This window comes from Psychrobacter sp. AT9 (assembly GCF_047272965.1).
In the GTDB taxonomy this organism is placed as follows: Bacteria; Pseudomonadota; Gammaproteobacteria; order Pseudomonadales; family Moraxellaceae; genus Psychrobacter; species Psychrobacter glaciei.
In genome coordinates, this window is record NZ_JBKOTW010000001.1 from 1,735,184 (window position 1) to 1,754,499 (window position 19,316).

The window sequence follows — 19,316 nt, forward strand, 5'->3', positions numbered from 1 at the left end:
TGCTATGCCGTTGTTATCGCTAATGTTGTCATTAGTAGTGCTGGCAGGCTTTGCTAAAAAAACGGTATAAATTTGCAAGGGAAATAAAGGTAAGAATAAGAAAACGTAGGGTGCGACCTGTGTACCTGAAAGTCGTTATTAATACGATGGAACACACCCTACCAAGCTAAAACTTACTCAACATTAAGTGCTAAATTAACGCGCACTCATATCTGGTACAGGACGTAACTCTTCACCAGTATATTCGGCACTTGGGCGGATGATACGGTTATTCGCACGCTGCTCAAATACATGAGATGCCCAGCCCGTCAAGCGTGAACAAACAAAGATAGGTGTGAACAATTTGGTTGGAATACCCATGAAATGATAGGCAGACGCATGGAAAAAGTCAGCATTACAGAACAATTTCTTCTCGCGCCACATGACTTCCTCACAGCGTACTGATACTGGATATAACACTTCATCACCGACATCCGCTGCCAGTTTCTCAGCCCAACCTTTAATCACGACATTGCGTGGATCTGACTCACTATAGATGGCATGACCAAAGCCCATGATTTTGTCTTTACGAGCCAGCATCCCCATCATTTCTTCTTCGGCTTCATCAGGTGAGCTAAAGCCTTCAATCATATCCATCGCTGCTTCGTTGGCACCGCCATGTAAAGGACCACGTAAGGTACCAATTGCACCAGTGATACAAGAATGGATATCAGATAGGGTAGAGGCACAGACGCGCGCAGTAAAGGTTGAAGCGTTGAACTCATGCTCAGCGTATAAAATAAGCGAAACGTTCATTACTTTGGTATGTAGCTCGTTTGGTTTCTCACCTTTTAGTAGATGTAAGAAATGTCCACCGATGGTTTCATCATCCGTCTCGGTTTCGATACGTACATTGTCATGCGTGAAGCGATACCAATAGTTAATGATAGATGGGAAAACAGCAAGCATACGATCAGCTTGGTCGTTTTCTTCGTCGAAACTCATTTCAGTCTCAAGGTTACCGAGCATAGAGCAGCCAGTACGCAAGACATCCATCGGATGGGCGTCAGCTGGGATACGCTCAAGCACGTCTTTTAGCGGCTGTGATAGACCACGTAGACCTTTTAACTTGGTTTGATACGCATCAAGCTCACTCTGCGTAGGTAGGTTGCCATAAAGCAATAGATAGGCGACTTCTTCAAAGATGCATTTGTCTGCCAATTCTGACACATCGTAACCGCGATACGTCAAGCCGGAGCCTGATTTGCCAACGGTAGATAAAGCGGTCTTGCCAGCGACTTGACCGCGTAGTCCTGCGCCTGACAATACTTTCGTTGATGGGTTCTGTGCTGCCATGATTAAATTCCTTTTGTGGGTAGCTTTTTTGAATTGAAAAGGGAGTATTTCTTACCGTTAATTTATGACTTACTATATCGCTGACTGACAGCTACGTAGGCTGTTCAGGCTGTGTATCATCTAAATCGACATTGCAACGCTCAAACTCAGCTTCAATAGGCACATTCAATACTTCCATCGCGCTGCCTGCGCCTTCTGCATTGTTAATTTTCATGTACTTGACGCCAAGCGGTGATTCCATAAAGGTTTGGATTTCAGTCATTTCTTCTGGGGTAGGGTCAGCCATTGGCGTTGCAACTTCTTCACCATTCATGACGCGCAATTGCTCATTGCCAAACGCAATCAGCTTTTCCCCTACATCTGAGGTATAAAACTTATCCAGCTCTTTTAACTCAGCATCGGTAAACTGACTTTTATAGAAACTATCGACTTCCGCTTTGCCCAAGTCTTTGTCGCGCGATTCAAGGCAGCTTACTTGCTCTGCACTGAGCGCACCGCTAGTGATAATCGGGGCGAACAACAGACTGTTGACGGTATCTAACGTAATTGTCGTCATCACAAGATCGTCTTGACTGGCTGGCTGCGCAGCAGACGTATCGGCAACAGCAACGTCACTTGCATTACTGGTCGTGTCATCAGCGGTTTCTGGTGTTTTATCACAGCCTGTTGTGAATAACAAAGCGGCAAGCGTGCTGCTAAGTAGTGAAGCTTTTACAACAGAACTAGAATTAAAAAATGACATAAATAACCTAAAATTAAATAAAGACGAATTTCATAGAGATAAAAACACCCAAAGGTGATTTATCTCTACGGCGTTGTCAGGTGCTAACTATTAATGACTAACTACTTATTATCAGCGAACAAGTTATCTAGCGTTTGCTCAAATTCATGATAATTCAAGAAATCATACAGCTCCATGCGGGTTTGCATGGTATCCACAACTTTGTCTTGGGTGCCATCATTCAATAGATGCTGATAAACGTTTAATGCCGCTTTGTTCATCGCGCGAAAAGCTGATAGCGGATACAGCACCATATCAACACCAACGGCATATAATTGCTCTGTGGTATATAAATCCGTCTGACCAAACTCCGTCATGTTTGCTAGTACTGGGATATCAAGTACATCAGTAAACTTACGATACATCTCGATATCGGTTAAGGCTTCTGCAAAGATCATGTCAGCGCCCGCTTCTTGAAAGGCAACGGCGCGCTCAACGGCTGCATCAAGTCCTTCAACAGATAAGGCATCAGTACGAGCCATGATGACAAAGTCCTTATCCGTTCTGGCATCAAGAGCGGCTTTTAAGCGGTCAACCATTTCTGAGATGCTAACGATTTCTTTATTTGGGCGATGACCGCAGCGCTTTTGAGCGACTTGATCTTCGATATGTACCGCTGCCACGCCTGCTTTTTCCATTTTTCTAATCGTTTGAGCAATGTTAAACGCGCCACCAAAGCCAGTATCAATATCGACAAGCAGCGGGGTATCAACCGCATCCGTAATACGGCGGGCGTCTTCTAGGACATTATCAAGGCTAGTCATACCCAAATCAGGTAAGCCGAATGAGGCATTGGCCACGCCAGCCCCAGAGAGATATAAAGCCTGATGACCGACCTGCGTCGCCATCATCGCTGTATAGGCGTTGATTGCGCCAGCGATCTGTAATGGTTGATTGTTATCATTTTTTTGTTTCATTGCACTGCGAAAGCGCGCGCCAGCGGATGGTGAGGTCATGTCGTAGTCCTTACGTGGAGGGATAGTGTTATCGTTGTTGTTGATTATACCCAATTAATCACCCCTGCAAAGGCTATGCATTGAATTATTGTTTATTTATTTTAATTAATAAATGTAGTATTTTTAATAATATTCATAAATCAAATAGCATTATGTATTTTATAACGATCTGCTTGGCTAACTATTCATTTTTCTCAAGCAATCAAAATTCTTATGACTAATTTTTTACATTTAGTTACAATTATTGGGGGCATTATTGCTTTGTCTACTTATCAGTAGCCATTAAAAAAGCCCTAATAACTCAGCTATTAGGGCTTTTATGACATACGACTAGACGCGTTAGATTGTCAGTGTTTGTTTAACCAAACAGACCCGCCAAATTAGCTAGGAATAGTAGCGCAAAGCCGCCTAAGAAGATTAAGCCTGCAACTGATAGCGCATTCATGCCTGCCGATAGTTTTTGATGACTACGAACCAACGAGTAGTTTAACCAGCCAAAGATAGGCGCGGAGACAAAAGCGGAGATCATGGCAAATTTCAGCATAGAGCCTAATTGTCCAGTAAAGAAAGTAATAATAACCAAGCCACCACCGATGGCATAGGTCGTCCAAAAAGCAATTTGTTTTTTGGTGATTTCACTTTCGCCTTTAATCAAACGCCAGCACTCTGCATTGGCGCGCCCATAGCCATCCGCACAGGTAATCGTGGTGCCAAACATACACATAAAGGCGACGAAGGCGACCAGTAATCTCGACCATTCACCAATGGTGGCGGTATACATGTTAATCAGCTGATTGATATATGCACCGCCGACCAGCTCAATCTCTTGACCCGAGCCATATTGCACAAAAACACCAAGCGATAAAAAGAACAACGCCAAAATAGCAGAAATTGAATAACCAACATTAAAGTCCAGTAACCCTTGACGCTTGGTTGTATGGTCGGCTTTGACTTTAGCAGACGTCCACATAGAGGTAATGGCGGCAAATTCGAGCGGCGCCGGCATCCAGCCCATTAGCGCGACGATGAAACCCAAGGTCGCCAAATTCCAAGGAGAGGCAGCAACAAAGTCAACGGTCATCACTGTCGGCTTGCCAGCAGCAATAATCACGGCAGCGACGGTCGCCGTCGTCAGCGCAATCATAATCCACTTGGTCAGGCCATCGAGCAACTTATAATGTCCTGCTATCAAAAAGAACCAAGAAACGGCAACGATGATTAACGACAACGCCATCGTTGATAACCCGAGGGAGGCGGGGAGCATAAAGCCCAATATCACTGCGGCGATCAAAGAGACTGCGCCAGTACTGATGACGGCTGATAAAATGGATAATATAAAGTAAATCCACAGATAGGCTTTTGAGCGTTTGGCATAGCCAGCGATTAAGCTCTCGCCCGTGTCATAGACATAATCTGTCGCGAAACGAAAGAACGGATACTTGAAGACATTGGCCAAAATAATCATTATTGCCAGCTGCCAGCCATAGATAGCACCCGCTTGCGTTGATGAAATTAAATGCGAGCCACCAATGGCAGCCGTTGCCATCAGAATGCCAGGACCAAAGATGCGCCAACTAAAGCCTTCCTGGGCAGTAGCGCTATCAGGGTTGTTCATACGTTGTGTGGTCATAAATACCTCGAAATGGTTAAAACGGCAAATTATCACTTTCCTGTGTCAGCTTGCCAATGATCATTAGAGAATCGGTATATCACTTGCTTAAATATAAAACGATTCATCTTGTATCGACTTTAGCACACCAATGCTACTCAGGAGAACGATTATTCTAGTCATTATTACTATTTGTTTGCATTGCCATTCTTTTTAGTTAGCATAATCAATCCATAATATCAAGCATTAGGATTGATTATTTTTTGGCGGTTCTTTATAACACAATATTCATTCGATAGCTGATAATTTAAGGCTCTGACACAAATTTCTGCTGCCGGTATGTGATGCCGCGCTGCTCATAGACATGATAAATGGCGACGAGCAAATCAGGTATTTTTGGATGCACAAAATCTTTGAGGGTGTGTAGAAAAATAGGCGAGGTGACGTTTTCATGAACCAAACGTTGATAGCTGATTTGTTCCGTGCGTACCGTTTGTAGGCTGGCAGGCACTAAGGTAATACCTTCGCCCGCAGCCACCAAACCAAGTGCGACTTGCAAGTCGCTCACTGTGGTGGTCATAAATGGCGAGATGCCATATTGTGCAAACAGATGTAGCAAAGGTTCGGTGATGGGCTCATTCAGCGGTGGCTGCTCACTATTGGCGTTTACTGTGCTACTTCCCATATCAGCTGTTAATGTGCTGGCTGTCGTCGTCAAGACTGGCAGATGCGTTTGATGATATAGAATCAAGCGGTTGTTTGCCAAATCAATCAAACGCTGCTCACGCACATGAGCCAACGGATGGGCTTTAGGAAGTGCCACCACATAACGCTCATGACGCAATAGTATCTGTTGAATCCATGCATCCTGATGAGCAAAACGACCAAAACCAATGTCAATTTCACCACTTTTTAGGGCATCCATTTGCTGATAAGAGCTAATATCCTTTAAATTAACATCGATATCAGGATTGGATTGCTTGAGCGTTGCAATTATTTCAGGCAGTAGTCCATACAGCACTGACGGCACAAAACCAATGTTTAAGACGCTGCTTGGCGCTGATAAGCGTTGCGTCATGCTGGTAACGGTATCGATCTCTGTCAGTATGGTACTGATTTTATCGTAAAAAAATGCTCCCGCCTCAGTCAGATGGAGCGGTCTATGGTAGCGATCAATGAGTACCACGCCCATATCGGTCTCAAGCTGTTTGAGCAGGCGACTCAGACTTGGCTGTGACAATCCAGTTTTAGTCGCTGCTGCGCTAAAGCTACGCAAATCTGCAACAGCAATAAACGCATTGAGCTGTTTTAAATCCATATTATTGCGCCTGTTATGGTATAGGGTGTCTCTATAGAGATCGGTTTTTCATACGTATTCACCTTACTGTTTGAGAGGCGACGTATAAATATTAGTGATATCGAATAAATTATGCTTGAAGATAGTGAGGTGAGCAACTATATTGAGGGTTGGTAACATTGTTACACTTGCGCAAGAAAAATTACAATTTCATTTTAGCAGTCATTTAACGCCAGTAGAATAAACTGGCTTGGTGTTATTCTATGAACGATGAAAAAAAAGACATCAGTACTGATTTCGACGAGGAGTTGGCCAAACTTGTTAATAAAAAATCGCGTAAGCTTGTCAAAAATAATATCTATGAACGCTTTATCAGTCGTGTTGACGGTACAGAGGATAACAATCAGGACGAGGGCAAGTCTGACCACTTAACGCCATGGGAAAATATACGACAATCTCCTAATTATGAGTCTTTAAGCTCAGAAGATTTGCAGTTTTTTGCCACCTCAGAGGGTAATGAGGGGATAGACATTGATATATCAGATACGACAACTACAGATGTCAGCTTTGACTTTATTAATGAAGAGGAAATATTTGGCAACGATGAGCCACTAGCAGATACGCCTCAATCATCCACTACTCAATCATCAAATAGAGACTATCCAGATAGCTATGATTTGGATGAAAATTCAGACCTTGAACTAGACAGCAGTCATGTTGAGCATACCAGTGATGATACTGATACTTTTCACCCAGCTCATAATGATGAGCAAGTGGTTGAAAGCAAAGTTGCTGAAAATACAGTCGTTGAAAATACGGCAGAACCTGCTAACAACGAAGCAGTAAAACCGCAGCGTAAGCTCGCCAGTAATAAAAAGCCTCTCATCATTGGCATTGCTATCGGGACATTATTGGCCGCTATTATTGTGTTAGCCATTAATGCCAGTGGCATCTTATCTCCTTCGACAGAAGGTACAGTGTCTGACGCCTCTAAAGAGGTGGCGAGCGCTATTGACACCAATGTCAGTAGCGCTACTCAACCTAAGATTCAGGCTAAGGCAGCTAAGGCGACAACCCTCTCGAATAATCCACCAGTGACTGACACTGAATCATCAGCAGTTATCAATCCCAATCAAACTGATGCACCATCAAGTGTCGCAGCGGATAAAGAGACAGAGCAGATAGTAGAAGCAACTACCGATGGCTTGGACAACGAAGCCGCGATTACTTACGAGGATTTTAGAGAAGAGTCACAAAATACGTTATATCGCGAAACCAATGATTAGTTAGGCTGGCAAGTCTTAACAAGGGCAATACGCGCTTTTGGCCGTTATAGCGGGCGATTTTTTAATCTGTTGCATGTAAAATCTTTCTATTATCTACAAGGTTATTTTTTGTCTAAGTAATAAAGGGATAATCTATCGCAAGCTATTGATGTAGTAGGGCACTGATTTCAGCATTTTCTATTTAATCTATTTTCGGTAAGAATCAAATTATAATAAATTGTTTATAAGTGGTCGATTTAATGGAATTATTGAGTAATATAAGATAACCCAGTCTGAAGTATCAAAAACAGTCAAAATTAAAAATATAACTTTACAAGCATCTAGGGGATTAGATTGAAAAAAAAGCTGCAAGTTTTCGTTTCTTCGACATATGAAGATTTAAGATCTGATAGGCAAGCAGCTGTAAGTGCCATATTGAAGGCAGGGCACATTCCTGCTGGTATGGAACTCTTTACTTCTGGAGATCAGTCACAGATGGATACCATTCGGCGCTGGATTGATGAGTCGGATGTATACATGTTGATTCTAGGTGGGCGTTATGGAAGCGTTGAATCGTCAACTCAAGTTAGTTATACAGAATTGGAGTATGATTATGCTTTAGAGCAAGGTAAACCTCTATTTGCTGTAGTTATTGACGAAGACGCATTAGAAGAAAGAGTAAAAGCATCTGGGACACCCTTAATAGAAAGAGACAATCCCAAGCAGTTGAAAGGCTTTCGTGAAAAAGCGCTCTCAAATATATCCTCATTTTTCTCAGATGAAAAAGATATCCGACTTTGTGTATACGAAAGTCTTTCAGATTTTGCCACTAACCGTGACTTAAAAGGTTGGGTAAGTTCAGATGAAGTAACAAACTCACAATCTTTGCTTGATGAAATATCAGCCCTTCGCTTAGAAAATGAACAGTTAAAGTCTGATTTATCAAATGCTGAGAAAAAGATATCTAAACCACAATATGAAATCTCAGATGATAATTACGATGAATTAATTTCGATACTAGAAGCAACTGAAGTTAAAATTCCAGCAAATTTAACAAGTGATGATCAAGATACAACTATAAGTTTGTTAAATATATTCAAACAAACTAGCAAATCATTTATTGTAGGTGTTAGCAATAGTAGAAACTCTTCTGATTTAGATACGTTTTTATACTATAACGTTTGCCCGAAATTACAAATACATGGTCTAGTCATTAATGAGAAAGTTGCAAGTGTTCAATGGCGTCGTTTTGCTATTACTCAAAATGGTATTCAACTACTAGCCTATCTTGATAAAGCAGAATTTTTAGCAAAAAAATCTATATCTGTATGACTTGTAGTATATTCCTCGATTACAATACTGATATTTTTTTAAATAACTTAGCTTACTATCAAACACAAAAAAAGCAGACATCATAATCGATATCTGCTTTTTTGTTTCTAAATTACTTTTTAAACAACAATTAAGCTTGAGGCGTGATTAAGTACTTCTCACCGGTCGCTTGTTTACCGTAAGCAGCGATTGATTGTAGTTTTAATGCCTCTGCTAATGACACTTCATGCGTATAGCTGCTGGCAAATGTCGTGGTGATTTCTTCTGCAACACGTTTGCGCATCGACATGACTGTTTTAGTGCCCAGTTTGCCTAGCGCATTGAACAATAAGAATCCATTAACACCCCAAGCAAAACCAAAGTTACGGTTCAATGTAATAGGGCCGCGGTTTAGTGCGCCATAAATATAAGCTTGTTTAAAAGTGTCAGACCCATAAACGCTGTATTCTTCTACATCACGAGTGATAGCCGTTTCCATACAGTTAAGAATATCGCTGCTTAACTGACCGCCACCGATAGGGTCAAATGAGATAGTGGCACCTGTTTCGATAATCGCTGCCGTTAAATCAGCAATGAAATTATCACTGCTTGAGTTGACCACATATTTTGCGCCCATATCACGCAATAGCGTTTCTTGCTCATCTCTACGTACAATATTGATCAAATCAATGCCATCAGCCATACAAATACGGTTTAACATTTGACCAAGGCTAGAGGCTGCCGCTGCATGAATGATGGCTTTATGCCCTTCCGCACGCATGGTTTCAACCATCGCTAACGCAGTAAGCGGGTTCACAAAAGAAGAGGCGCCTTCTTTAGCCGTGGTGCCTTCTTTTAATTCTAGGCAGCTTTGTACATTGACACAGTGGTATTGACGATAAGTCCCACCGCCAATCACAGCTACCGTCTTACCCATCAATGCTTGTGCGGCATCTGATGAGCCCGCTGCGACCACAGTCCCTGCGCCTTCATTGCCCACAGGCGTGGCTTTACCCACACGTGTTTTTAGCGATGGCATAAACTGGGCGGGGACATCAGCCGTGATGACTGGGTTTTCGTCGGTGCCTGATTGTACAGCGGTTGCCATATTGGCGGCGCTGAACATAACCCCCAAGTCAGATGGGTTCAATGGTGCCGCTTCAATGCGCACAACGACTTCATCGGCACCAGGCTGCGGCATATCAATCTCTTGTAATGCCAATGTTAATTTATTGTCTTCACTAATGGTTGAGGTCAGTTGGATATTTTTATCAGTCATAAAGTTTGCTCCTGCAAATCGTTATAGTTATTGAACCAATGATGGTATTGTATTGGCCCTATTTTTTGGTTATTGAATACAAAGGTTGTTCTGTAGTTAAGTACTTTTTAATATCAAACTAGCCAGCGTTTGCGGCTTTAATTTGGGCTGTCACATGCTGCATAAACTCTGGCATGTTTGCTAGACGACCTTCCTCTACTTGTTTGGCAGTATCAGACTTTTTCACAGCAGTATTCCACTCTTTCATACCTGGGATTTCTGCCAGCACATCCCAGTTAAGTTGGGTAGAGGCAAATGCGCTGACAATAGTATTCACATAATAAACATAGATGTCAGCCATCGTGAATTCGTCACCTGCAATCCAAGGCGAGAATTGACACAAGCGATTCAAGGCAATAATACCGCGGCTCAATACTTGGCGTACTTCATCCTTGACAGATTCAGGGGCATCAGTGCCTGAAAAAACATAAGGGATTAGCCTACGGCTTGGTAGCTCAAAATAAAGCTCTGATATCTTCATAATTTGACGCACAGTTGCGCGTTCTGCCGCATTTTTAGGATATAACGGCTTTTCTGGGTAAGTTGCTTCTAAAAAATCACAAATAACGCTCGATTCTGACAAGTTAAAGCCATCAGGGGTTGTGATGGCAGGTACTTTGCCAACTGGGCTGACTTTCATCAACTCGTCACTACTACCGTAGACAAGGTTTTCTTGGAATGATAGTTCTTTGAATAAAAGGGTGTGTTTCACGATATTGTAATAGTTGCTCGCAGCAAAACCATGCAAAGTAATCATAAGTCCATTTTCCATTGTTGATATAAAAGTTGTAATTTTTAAGTTAAACACATTATTACTGGTTTTAATATGGTTATATATAAGGTAAAACGTGAATCACTATTGTTATTAAGACAATAATAGAGCGAAAATACTCAAATATTTATTGAATGGAGAAATAGGTTGGATCAACTACGTGCAATACGATATTTTAGTAAGGTCGTCGAAATGGGTAGTTTTACCAAAGCGGCAAGTGCCTTTAATGTGCCGCCATCATCATTGTCGAGACGTGTTTCTGATTTAGAAAAGAGTTTGGGCGCGACATTATTAAAGCGTTCGACCCGCATCGTTAAGCTGACCGAAGTGGGGCAAGTCTATTACAACGACGTGCAGCAGATATTGAACCAATTAGAACAAAGTAAAGAGACGGTTCGCAGCTACCAAACGACGCCAATGGGGCGTTTGCGCATCAGCTCGATGGTGGGTTTTGGTGAAAAAATACTGCTACCTTTATTAGATGAATTTAGTCTGTTATACCCAGAGATTGTATTGGATGTCAGTTTAAGTGATGAGCTGTCAACGCTTGGGCGTGATGATGTCGATATTGCGATTCGCGGTGGCTACGCGCCCAATGAGCGAGTGCTCGCAATAAGACTCATGGACAATGGCTTTATTCCGGTTGCGTCCCCTAGTTATCTGGAAAAATGCGGTATACCTAGCCACGTGATGGAATTAAAGGATCATAAAGGCCTTTATTTTAAAGCACCAACAGGGCCAACGCCTTGGCTATGTCATGTGAACGATCAGTGGCATGATGTCTCAGGGCCTGCGGTAGCGATTTCAAACAACGGGCCGTGGCTGGCAAAAAAAGCTTGTGACGGTGACGGTGTTTTAATGTCAACTCGATGGGCGTTAGCGTCATATCTTGAGTCAGGACAACTGATAGAACTAAACTTTGAGCATACATTAACGATTACCCAACATGCTGATATGGCGGTGTATTTGTTGTACCAAAAACAGCGCTACTTAGTACCAAAAGTGAAAGCGGCTGTGGACTTTTTGGTTGAGAAAATAAAAATCGATAATGAATCTATGATAAACGTATAAGGAAATAGAGATGAATAGAGCACCCGTTGCAGTTGTCATTGGCGCAGGCGATGCCACTGGCAGCGCTGTTGCAAGACGTTTCGCGAAAGAGGGTTTTACCTTATGCGTGACCAGAAGGAGTGTCGAAAAACTGAGTGCTTTAGTCAGTGATATTGAAGCGGCGGGGGGAGTCGTCAAACCATTTGGTTGTGATGCGCGTGTCGAGCAAGAGATGGTTGAGCTGTTTGCTCATATTGAAAAAGACATTGGACCGATTGAAGTAGTGGTGTTTAACATAGGTGGAAACGTGCATTTCTCCCTCTTAGATACCACAGAAAGAGTTTATAGAAAAGTGTGGGAAATGGGAGCGTTATCTGGGTTTTTGACAGGGAGAGAGGCGGCGAAAGTCATGATTCCGCGTGAAAAAGGAACCATTATATTCACTGGCGCGACGGCTTCTGTGCGAGGTGCTAAAGGTTTTTCTGCTTTTGCTAGCGCTAAATTTGCGTTACGGGCTTTGGCACAGAGCATGGCTCGAGAGTTGGGACCAGCAGGCATACACGTGGCACATACTATTATTGATGGCGTGATTGATACGGCCTTTATCCGTGACAATTTTCCTGAGCGCTATACCCTAAAAGATCAAGACGGTATATTAAATCCAGAGCATATCGCTGAGCAATATTGGCAATTGCATTGTCAGCCAAAAGATTGCTGGACGCACGAGCTTGATCTACGCCCATGGTTAGAAACTTTCTAAATGTATGACGTGCCGTTTCGCTTTAATCCTTTTTTCCCGTTAAATACAATGCAGCTGATGCGCGGCGTTACCGTTTATCTAGAACAACCTGAGTTTCAGGCGTATCTAACAGCGGTGTTCAATGGTATATGGGCGGAAAAACTGAATATGAAATCACCAGAAGTAATCGCCGAAGTTCTGTCTAAAGCAGGGATTGAATACGTCTATTTGTTAAAAGTATATAAAGTAGAAAAATGAGTGTTGTATCAGCAGAAATATGTGGGATTCGCGCACTATTAAATCGTTAGGCACACAAGGAAAATTATGCAGTATCAATTATCAATCCGAAAAATCACAGAATCTGATTTAAGCGTATATCGTCCATTTATGCCTGAAAATGAGAATTATGAGATGTATTTATCAGCATTCGTTGAAGATATAAACAATCTAGAATTTGTTTCCAAGTTACAGCAAAATGGCAGTGACGTTATTGTTACCATCGAAAATGACTCTGACTTTGAGCAATTAGATAAAGCAGCTAAAAAACTATTAAGTGGTTCGTATTACGATAAACTAGTACTAAACAAACGGTTTACTAAAGTTGTGTAAGTATGCATAACAAGCTGTTAAACACGGACAAATAACAGTTGGTTTTTGGCGAAATCATCAGACTCTATAATATACGCCGTTTTGAGGTGCTATTATGCCCCAAAATAATGTTCAATACGCTGTTACACATGATCAATATTCGAGAGGGGTTTAAGTTTGGAATCTTTTTATACTAAGGAAGATGGTGAGATTTATTATTACAAGCTTCGCGAAAAAAGCGGACCTGACACAATTTACGTATCAAAGCTTGATGAATCTAAAAACAGTGTAACGGGAGAGCAAAACAGTCGACGGGTAATCCGTAAAGTATTTGGTGAGTCTGAGTCAAGCGAGATTGTTCGTGTGAAAGGTGAATTTATTCTCAGAAGTTCACCCACTGGGAGAGATCAGATTAAAGTTATTGTTCATGAAAATGACAATAATCGTCTCGGTTTCGTTCTTCAGAAGTTTAGAGGAGATACAGGGAACCCAACGAAAGAAACAAGCTTCAGCTTTTATGACAACGAATTCCATGGGCTATTAGAGTTTCTTAATCTTGTAAGATTTATCGACTTATCTAATACAAATAACTTCAAGCAAAGCCTATCTAACCTCAGAGATAAAGTTCTAGTTAATAAAGAAGATAAAGAGCTATTAGATTCATTTTTGCACCTTGATGGTGAACATCGCATTAACTTTCTCGAAAAAATGCGTGACAGTTCACTTACTAAACAGGATTTGGATATCCTAACCGGAAGAAAGGATGGACTAAGGCTTTTTCATCAGAAGCTATATGTCGACAAAGATTGGAATGAGGCTCAATGGCAAGGATTCTTCACAGAAAACACTTGGATATTCGGTTATGGTCTCGATTATAGGTTTCTTTCTATTTTACAGAAAGAGGCTGCTGTCTCTGGTGTTGATGTAGATGGAAAAAACACAGTAAATAGTGACTTTCTTATGGGAAGTACTGATTTTACAGTGCTTGTTGAGCTTAAAAGACCTGACACCTTGCTATTTGAACTAGGAAAGAACAGGTCGCATAGCTGGAGACTATCTCAATATCTAGTTCATGCAGTGTCACAAATATTGGCTCAGAAAGCAGCTTGGGAAATAAAGTCTCCGGTTACAAATTATGATGATCAGGGTTTCCCTATTCATCAAAAAACAAGTGATCCTAAAGCGATTCTAATTATAGGCCGGAAGGATGAGGTTTCTGGAAATCCTAGAGATTATGAAATTAAAATGAAAACATTTGAGTTGTACCGAAGAGATTCAAGAAATGTTGAAATACTCACTTATGATGAGTTATATGAGAGAGCATATTATATAGTTCATCAAGAGTTACCAAAAAATGCATAACAAGGGCATACAATCTGACAGCTTACTACGCAGTTGATGCCAGTGCTAGCATCCGCTTCATTTAGCTTGCCCTAGATCCTCTAAAATAGCGCAGTCTGCATTATCGTCGCCTGCGCAATGCTCAAAAGAATTCTGTAACGAATCGACCATCTCCTGCAATTGGGCAATTTTTTGGTTTAACGTTTCGATATGCTCTTGTGTCAGTTGCTTAACATCCGCGCTCTGACGATTGGCATTTTTGCGCAAATACAGTAACTCTTTCATTTGCTTGGATGAGAATCCCAAGTCACGAGAATGTCTTAAAAAGCATAAGTCGTCTATATCGTCTTTAGAATACAAGCGATAACCTGAGTTCGAGCGATTGACTGTTTCTAGCAAGCCAATCTGCTCATAGTAGCGAATCATTTTGGTAGAGATGCCTGATTGCTTTGATGCTTGACCAATATTCATATTTCTCCTCCTAACCTAGAAAGGGTTTAAGCATTAATATTTAAACCCTATATGGATATTCTTTACGATTCTATATTTACTCTGTAGCGGTTTAGTAGTTCGCTGACTATGCTTTAAAGTACTTGAGGCGTAAGGCATTGCCTAAGACAAAAACAGAAGACAGCGCCATGGCACCTGCCGCAAAAATGGGTGAGAGTAGGATGCCAAAGGCAGGATACAAGACACCTGCGGCAATCGGGATTAAAGCAACATTATAAATAAATGCCCAAGCCAGATTTTGTCTGATATTACTGATGGTAGCCTTGCTCAATGCAATCGCGGTAGGCACGCCTTGCAGACTACCTGACATTAGCACCACTTCAGCCGCCTCAATCGCCACGTCTGTGCCTGTACCAATGGCCAATCCAACATCGGATTGAGCCAATGCAGGGGCATCATTGATACCGTCACCAACAAATGCCACTCGGCCATATTGTTCTTGTAACTGGCGTATTGCATCTACTTTGCCTTCGGGTAATACTTCTGCTACTACCTGATCAATATTTAATTTTGCGGCAATCGCTTGGGCGGTATGGCGATTATCACCTGTAATCATAGCCACTTTTAAGCCCAACTGATGTAGTGCGGCGATGGCGGCATGAGTCGTCTCTTTAATAGGATCTGCAACGGCGATGATAGCGGCCAACTGCTGGTCAATAGAGACATAGAGTGGGGTTTTACCTTCTTGCCCCAAACGTAGCGCATCTTGCTCAAAAGGCGCAACATCAAGCCCTAATTGTTGCATATAACGATCTGCGCCAATGTGAATCACTTGGCCTGCCACGTTTGCTTGAATACCCAAACCCGTCATCGCCTCAAAGTCAGTGATAGGAAGCAGTTGAATAGTCTGTTGTTCTGCGGCCTGAACAATGGCTAAGGCGATTGGATGCTCAGATTTTGCTTCAACCGATGCCACCACACGTAGGACTTGTTCTTTCTCAAACCCTTGTTGAACTTGAAAATCTGTCAACGTAGGTTTGCCTTCAGTCAGTGTGCCTGTTTTATCAACGGCCACTACGCTCACATCCTGAAGCATTTGTAGCGCTTCACCTTTACGAAATAGCACACCCAATTCTGCACCACGACCCGTGCCGACCATAATAGAAGTCGGGGTAGCCAATCCCATTGCACAAGGGCAAGCCACAATGAGCACGGCAACCGCATTGATTAAACCAAAGGTTAAGGCAGGGTCAGGGCCAAAAATCAACCAAACTATAAAGGTTAATGCTGATAAAAACATCACCGCTGGTACAAACCACATGGTGACTTTATCCACCAATGCTTGAATCGGTAATTTAGAGCCTTGGGCTTGTTCTACCATACGAATGATTTGTGCCAATACAGAATCTTCACCGATGGCCGTTGCTCGAATATTCACGGTGCCATTTTGATTGATAGTACCGCCGACCACTTGATCGCCTGCTTGTTTTTTCACAGGGACAGGTTCACCAGTAATCATAGATTCATCAATATAACTGTGACCGTCAACGACTTCGCCATCGATAGGCACACGCTCGCCTGGACGAATCTCAACTATCATTTGTGCAGTGACGTCTTCTACAGGGACTTCAATGACTTTACCATCTTGCTGAACACGGGCGGTCTTTGCCTGCATGCCTACTAAATGCTGGATGGCTTGAGAAGTACGTCCTTTGGCCTTTGCTTCAAAATAGCGTCCTAATAGTATCAAGCTCACAATCATGGCAGCGGCTTCGTAATAGACGTGCACCGTGCCTTCAGGTAACGCTTGCGGGATAAAGGTCGCTATTAGAGAAAAGCCATATGCTGCGACGGTACCAATCGCCACTAGCGAATTCATATCTGGCGCAAAACGCAATAAGGCTGGCACGCCTTTTTGATAAAAGCGTCGGCCTGGGAAAAGTAGTACCAATGTGGTCAAAACAAACTGTATCAGCCAACTTTGCTGAGTGCCGAGGTTATTCACTACCCACATATGAAAGGCGGGAATCATATGCGAGCCCATTGCTAGAATGAATACGGGCAGTGACAGCAGCGCAGAAAGCCCTAAATCTCGTTTAAGCTGATTTTGCTCTGCTGCTTTCTTATCTTGTCGATCACTTTGGTCTTGTTCTACCAGTTTCGCCTCGTAGCCCGCTTTTTTGACGGCCTCAATTAAGTCACTAGTCTGTATTTGCGCATCGCCTTTAATCCAAGCGCGTTCAGTCGCAAGGTTTACAGTAGCTTGTTGCACGCCAGCGACTTTGGCCAAGGATTTTTCTACTCGTCCAACGCAAGAAGCACAGCTCATGCCTTCTATGGATAGTTCGATAGGCTTGGTTTCAGTCACCTTATAACCTGCGCGCTCTACCGCTTTGTTTAATTGGGCAACATCTACAGGCTGAGATGAGTAAACAGTCGCCTGTTCAGTGGCAAGGTTTACCTCGGCATTTTCAACATGCTCAATATTTTTTAATTGTTTTTCGATACGCCCCACACAAGAGGCGCAACTCATGCCTTCAATGCTCAGTACTTCATGATAAGTAGGGGCTTTAGTATTTTTTGTTTTCATAACAACCTCTGTCGTTTTTAATCTAATCTATAGTGACAGCATATAGGTTGACATCATGGTAAGGTCAAGCGTATTTCTACAATACTTTCAAAAAAGCATACTTGAGCCTTATTGCGGTGACGAGGTGAAGGTGCGGAAGGTTAAAATGAGAGGAGTGGTAGATAACAAAGAAGGATATTGCCGATAACTTATCTCATGGAAACAGGGGCAGTACCCTATTCAGGACTTGAACACTAGGCTGTAGGATGATGGTATCAACAGTTTGAGTTATTGAAATAATTCCAGTGTACTTGTGAGTGTACATATGGCTGATATTTCGAGGATAATAACAGAGATACACCTGATATTGATTGTGTTTCCTATTTCTTAAGATTTTGATAATGTAAGATGTGGAAGGTCAACTTAAATCAAGGCATCAATTCATGGAAATAAAGTATCAAAAAGCTAACCCTTATGGAGAGCTTAGCATCAAGACATTAGAAGATTTTGAACAAATAATACAGTATCGTTTACCAGAGGATTATCGCAAATACCTCCTTGATTTTAATGGCGCAGAGCCTATTAATACTGTTTGCAGTATATCAGATGCTGAAGGCGAAACGAGAATACACAGTATGCTAGGTATACATGACGGTCCTGAATACTGTAGATTAGAATCGAACTTTGGTGATGATAACAGCACAAGAAAGACAGGGTTGCTTGCATTTTCTGATGACACATTTGGAAATTATTTTTGTATTTACTTGCTACCCAAACATTATGGTGGAGTGTACTTTTATGATCATGAGTCCTCTTACGCTGATGATATTGATACCCTCATTAGAATAGCTGATAGTTTTGATTGTTTTATTGAGTCCTTGACTTCTGAAGAAGAGTATGAAAACAGCTTAGCGGATACTGATCCAGAGTTTTATGCGAGATTACAGCATGCTAAGAACAATCCTCAAATATAGTTTAGTAGGGTGTATAAAGGTCGATTTTTGATGGTCGCATTCATTTCTACTAATCCATGATCGGTGCGCTATACAGGCATCGAACTATTGGCTATAGACAAGGTATTACGTAGTTTTCATCTCTTTACTATCAACAATATTATTAACAACATTTCGCTGTCGATATCAGCACTACATATTATAGTCTTCATACTCCCAAGAAAAATACCTTTGAAGTACAGTACAGCTCTCCTCAAATGTTTCTCTGGTACAGTCGTCAAGTATTTCAAGAATAATATTCATAACTATCTGATAGCTATACTCGGATATGAGTATCGTCCTATTCTTTGCAAGACATGGCCCGACAACATATCGTCTTAATGACTCAGGAGTGGCTAGTGTTACATAAAATAAGTTAATTCCATCGCCTTGACCTGAAAACCCTATTTCCATATCCAAACAGATATATACATCTTCATTTGATGCAGGACTCCACTCTTCAAGAAGAGGAATCAATTGTGAAGATGAAAGATTTTTTAAAATTAGTCTCTTTTTCACTAGGTTGCCTTTTGTTTAAAACCTGAATAGTTAGTCAATACGCTGCATTATGACTGAGGGCTAGGCGATAAACATATTGAAAAATTAAATGAGTATACCCTTAGGGAACCAGCTACTTCAGCCTTCAAACCTATTAACAGACTACTCAAAACAGACCGATATAATGGAACCACTAATAATAGACCGCGAGCCTTGATACTCTAGATCCTCCTTAACTAGACGTTTCTCAAATTGTGAAGCGTCCTTAGAAAATTGTTTATTAATACTCTAAATTCACAGCATGACTTCATAACTCGTACTACGCCCTGAGGCATCAGATTTTTTTAACATACCTTTTTTTACCAAAGCATTAATGTCTCTTAATGCCGTATCAGCCGAGCACTTGGTTATCGTTGCTCATTTTTTGGTGGTCAGCTTGCTATAA

At 41.8% G+C, this 19,316-nt stretch carries 18 protein-coding genes; 8 read left to right on the forward strand and 10 right to left on the reverse strand.

Annotated elements, in window-relative coordinates; genetic code table 11:
- Window positions 1–195 precede the first annotated feature (195 nt).
- From prpC to ACMFL8_RS07335, 5 genes are all read right to left on the reverse strand, one after another.
- Window positions 196–1,335: a 2-methylcitrate synthase gene (prpC, locus tag ACMFL8_RS07315; protein WP_210539296.1), complete on the reverse strand. Its 1,140-nt coding sequence runs from the start codon at window positions 1,333–1,335 to the stop codon at window positions 196–198.
- A gap of 91 nt (window positions 1,336–1,426) precedes the next feature.
- Window positions 1,427–2,077: a DUF2059 domain-containing protein gene (locus ACMFL8_RS07320; RefSeq protein ID WP_189582086.1), complete on the reverse strand. Its 651-nt coding sequence runs from the start codon at window positions 2,075–2,077 to the stop codon at window positions 1,427–1,429.
- Between the two features lie 101 nt (window positions 2,078–2,178).
- Window positions 2,179–3,072 carry a methylisocitrate lyase gene (gene prpB / locus ACMFL8_RS07325; protein WP_010200405.1) on the reverse strand — a complete coding sequence of 298 codons (894 nt, stop codon included), beginning with the start codon at window positions 3,070–3,072 and terminating at the stop codon, window positions 2,179–2,181.
- A 358-nt stretch (window positions 3,073–3,430) separates the two neighbouring features.
- Window positions 3,431–4,702, reverse strand: a complete 1,272-nt coding sequence (locus tag ACMFL8_RS07330; protein ID WP_010200402.1) for an NRAMP family divalent metal transporter — start codon at window positions 4,700–4,702, stop codon at window positions 3,431–3,433.
- A gap of 286 nt (window positions 4,703–4,988) precedes the next feature.
- The gene (locus tag ACMFL8_RS07335) at window positions 4,989–5,999 is read right to left on the reverse strand and encodes a LysR family transcriptional regulator (protein ID WP_413190552.1); all 1,011 of its coding nucleotides are present in this window, start codon (window positions 5,997–5,999) and stop codon (window positions 4,989–4,991) included.
- 242 nt (window positions 6,000–6,241) lie between these two features.
- Between ACMFL8_RS07335 and ACMFL8_RS07340 the strand changes: the two genes are divergently transcribed.
- On the forward strand, window positions 6,242–7,264 hold the full coding sequence (locus ACMFL8_RS07340) for a hypothetical protein (protein ID WP_413190553.1): 1,023 nt from the start codon (window positions 6,242–6,244) through the stop codon (window positions 7,262–7,264).
- A gap of 333 nt (window positions 7,265–7,597) precedes the next feature.
- Window positions 7,598–8,575, forward strand: coding sequence for a DUF4062 domain-containing protein (locus ACMFL8_RS07345; protein ID WP_352309137.1), 978 nt, complete (start codon window positions 7,598–7,600; stop codon window positions 8,573–8,575).
- A gap of 130 nt (window positions 8,576–8,705) precedes the next feature.
- On the opposite strand, the gene ACMFL8_RS07350 is transcribed toward ACMFL8_RS07345, so the two are convergent.
- Window positions 8,706–9,833 (reverse strand): zinc-binding dehydrogenase, encoded by a 1,128-nt coding sequence (locus tag ACMFL8_RS07350; protein WP_352309138.1) that lies wholly within the window; start codon window positions 9,831–9,833, stop codon window positions 8,706–8,708.
- Window positions 9,834–9,951: 118 nt separating this feature from the next.
- Window positions 9,952–10,629 (reverse strand): glutathione S-transferase family protein, encoded by a 678-nt coding sequence (locus ACMFL8_RS07355; protein ID WP_413190554.1) that lies wholly within the window; start codon window positions 10,627–10,629, stop codon window positions 9,952–9,954.
- Window positions 10,630–10,791: 162 nt separating this feature from the next.
- On the opposite strand from ACMFL8_RS07355, the gene ACMFL8_RS07360 reads away from it, so the two are divergent.
- The 5 genes from ACMFL8_RS07360 (at window position 10,792) to ACMFL8_RS07380 (ending at window position 14,383) form a co-directional block, all read left to right on the forward strand.
- Window positions 10,792–11,715 (forward strand): LysR family transcriptional regulator, encoded by a 924-nt coding sequence (locus ACMFL8_RS07360; protein WP_413190555.1) that lies wholly within the window; start codon window positions 10,792–10,794, stop codon window positions 11,713–11,715.
- 10 nt (window positions 11,716–11,725) lie between these two features.
- A complete protein-coding gene (locus ACMFL8_RS07365; RefSeq protein ID WP_413190556.1) occupies window positions 11,726–12,454 on the forward strand; it encodes an SDR family oxidoreductase in 729 nt (242 codons plus the stop codon).
- Complete coding sequence (locus ACMFL8_RS07370; protein WP_413190557.1) at window positions 12,455–12,691, forward strand: DsbA family protein; 237 nt, start codon at window positions 12,455–12,457, stop codon at window positions 12,689–12,691.
- A 66-nt stretch (window positions 12,692–12,757) separates the two neighbouring features.
- Window positions 12,758–13,042, forward strand: a complete 285-nt coding sequence (locus ACMFL8_RS07375; protein ID WP_201590524.1) for a hypothetical protein — start codon at window positions 12,758–12,760, stop codon at window positions 13,040–13,042.
- Between the two features lie 156 nt (window positions 13,043–13,198).
- A complete protein-coding gene (locus tag ACMFL8_RS07380; RefSeq protein ID WP_413190558.1) occupies window positions 13,199–14,383 on the forward strand; it encodes a Shedu immune nuclease family protein in 1,185 nt (394 codons plus the stop codon).
- A 57-nt stretch (window positions 14,384–14,440) separates the two neighbouring features.
- Here ACMFL8_RS07380 and cueR read toward each other — a convergent pair whose 3' ends face one another.
- Window positions 14,441–14,833, reverse strand: a complete 393-nt coding sequence (gene cueR, locus ACMFL8_RS07385) for a Cu(I)-responsive transcriptional regulator (protein WP_413190559.1) — start codon at window positions 14,831–14,833, stop codon at window positions 14,441–14,443.
- Window positions 14,834–14,939: 106 nt separating this feature from the next.
- Window positions 14,940–17,402: a heavy metal translocating P-type ATPase gene (locus ACMFL8_RS07390; protein WP_413190560.1), complete on the reverse strand. Its 2,463-nt coding sequence runs from the start codon at window positions 17,400–17,402 to the stop codon at window positions 14,940–14,942.
- A gap of 422 nt (window positions 17,403–17,824) precedes the next feature.
- On the opposite strand from ACMFL8_RS07390, the gene ACMFL8_RS07395 reads away from it, so the two are divergent.
- Complete coding sequence (locus ACMFL8_RS07395; protein ID WP_413190561.1) at window positions 17,825–18,355, forward strand: SMI1/KNR4 family protein; 531 nt, start codon at window positions 17,825–17,827, stop codon at window positions 18,353–18,355.
- A gap of 171 nt (window positions 18,356–18,526) precedes the next feature.
- Here the strand turns inward: ACMFL8_RS07395 and ACMFL8_RS07400 are convergent, their stop codons facing one another.
- The gene (locus ACMFL8_RS07400; RefSeq protein WP_404642340.1) at window positions 18,527–18,892 is read right to left on the reverse strand and encodes an Imm8 family immunity protein; all 366 of its coding nucleotides are present in this window, start codon (window positions 18,890–18,892) and stop codon (window positions 18,527–18,529) included.
- Window positions 18,893–19,316: the final 424 nt, after the last annotated feature.

What these genes read in the sequence shown, in the direction of transcription:
- prpC (WP_210539296.1), bottom strand. Translation starts at nt 1,335, where the DNA reads ATGGCAGCACAGAACCCATCAACGAAAGTATTGTCAGGCGCAGGACTA.
- ACMFL8_RS07320 (WP_189582086.1), bottom strand. Translation starts at nt 2,077, where the DNA reads ATGTCATTTTTTAATTCTAGTTCTGTTGTAAAAGCTTCACTACTTAGC.
- prpB (WP_010200405.1), bottom strand. Translation starts at nt 3,072, where the DNA reads ATGACCTCACCATCCGCTGGCGCGCGCTTTCGCAGTGCAATGAAACAA.
- ACMFL8_RS07330 (WP_010200402.1), bottom strand. Translation starts at nt 4,702, where the DNA reads ATGACCACACAACGTATGAACAACCCTGATAGCGCTACTGCCCAGGAA.
- ACMFL8_RS07335 (WP_413190552.1), bottom strand. Translation starts at nt 5,999, where the DNA reads ATGGATTTAAAACAGCTCAATGCGTTTATTGCTGTTGCAGATTTGCGT.
- ACMFL8_RS07340 (WP_413190553.1), top strand. Translation starts at nt 6,242, where the DNA reads ATGAACGATGAAAAAAAAGACATCAGTACTGATTTCGACGAGGAGTTG.
- ACMFL8_RS07350 (WP_352309138.1), bottom strand. Translation starts at nt 9,833, where the DNA reads ATGACTGATAAAAATATCCAACTGACCTCAACCATTAGTGAAGACAAT.
- ACMFL8_RS07355 (WP_413190554.1), bottom strand. Translation starts at nt 10,629, where the DNA reads ATGATTACTTTGCATGGTTTTGCTGCGAGCAACTATTACAATATCGTG.
- ACMFL8_RS07365 (WP_413190556.1), top strand. Translation starts at nt 11,726, where the DNA reads ATGAATAGAGCACCCGTTGCAGTTGTCATTGGCGCAGGCGATGCCACT.
- ACMFL8_RS07370 (WP_413190557.1), top strand. Translation starts at nt 12,455, where the DNA reads ATGTATGACGTGCCGTTTCGCTTTAATCCTTTTTTCCCGTTAAATACA.
- ACMFL8_RS07375 (WP_201590524.1), top strand. Translation starts at nt 12,758, where the DNA reads ATGCAGTATCAATTATCAATCCGAAAAATCACAGAATCTGATTTAAGC.
- cueR (WP_413190559.1), bottom strand. Translation starts at nt 14,833, where the DNA reads ATGAATATTGGTCAAGCATCAAAGCAATCAGGCATCTCTACCAAAATG.
- ACMFL8_RS07390 (WP_413190560.1), bottom strand. Translation starts at nt 17,402, where the DNA reads ATGAAAACAAAAAATACTAAAGCCCCTACTTATCATGAAGTACTGAGC.
- ACMFL8_RS07395 (WP_413190561.1), top strand. Translation starts at nt 17,825, where the DNA reads ATGGAAATAAAGTATCAAAAAGCTAACCCTTATGGAGAGCTTAGCATC.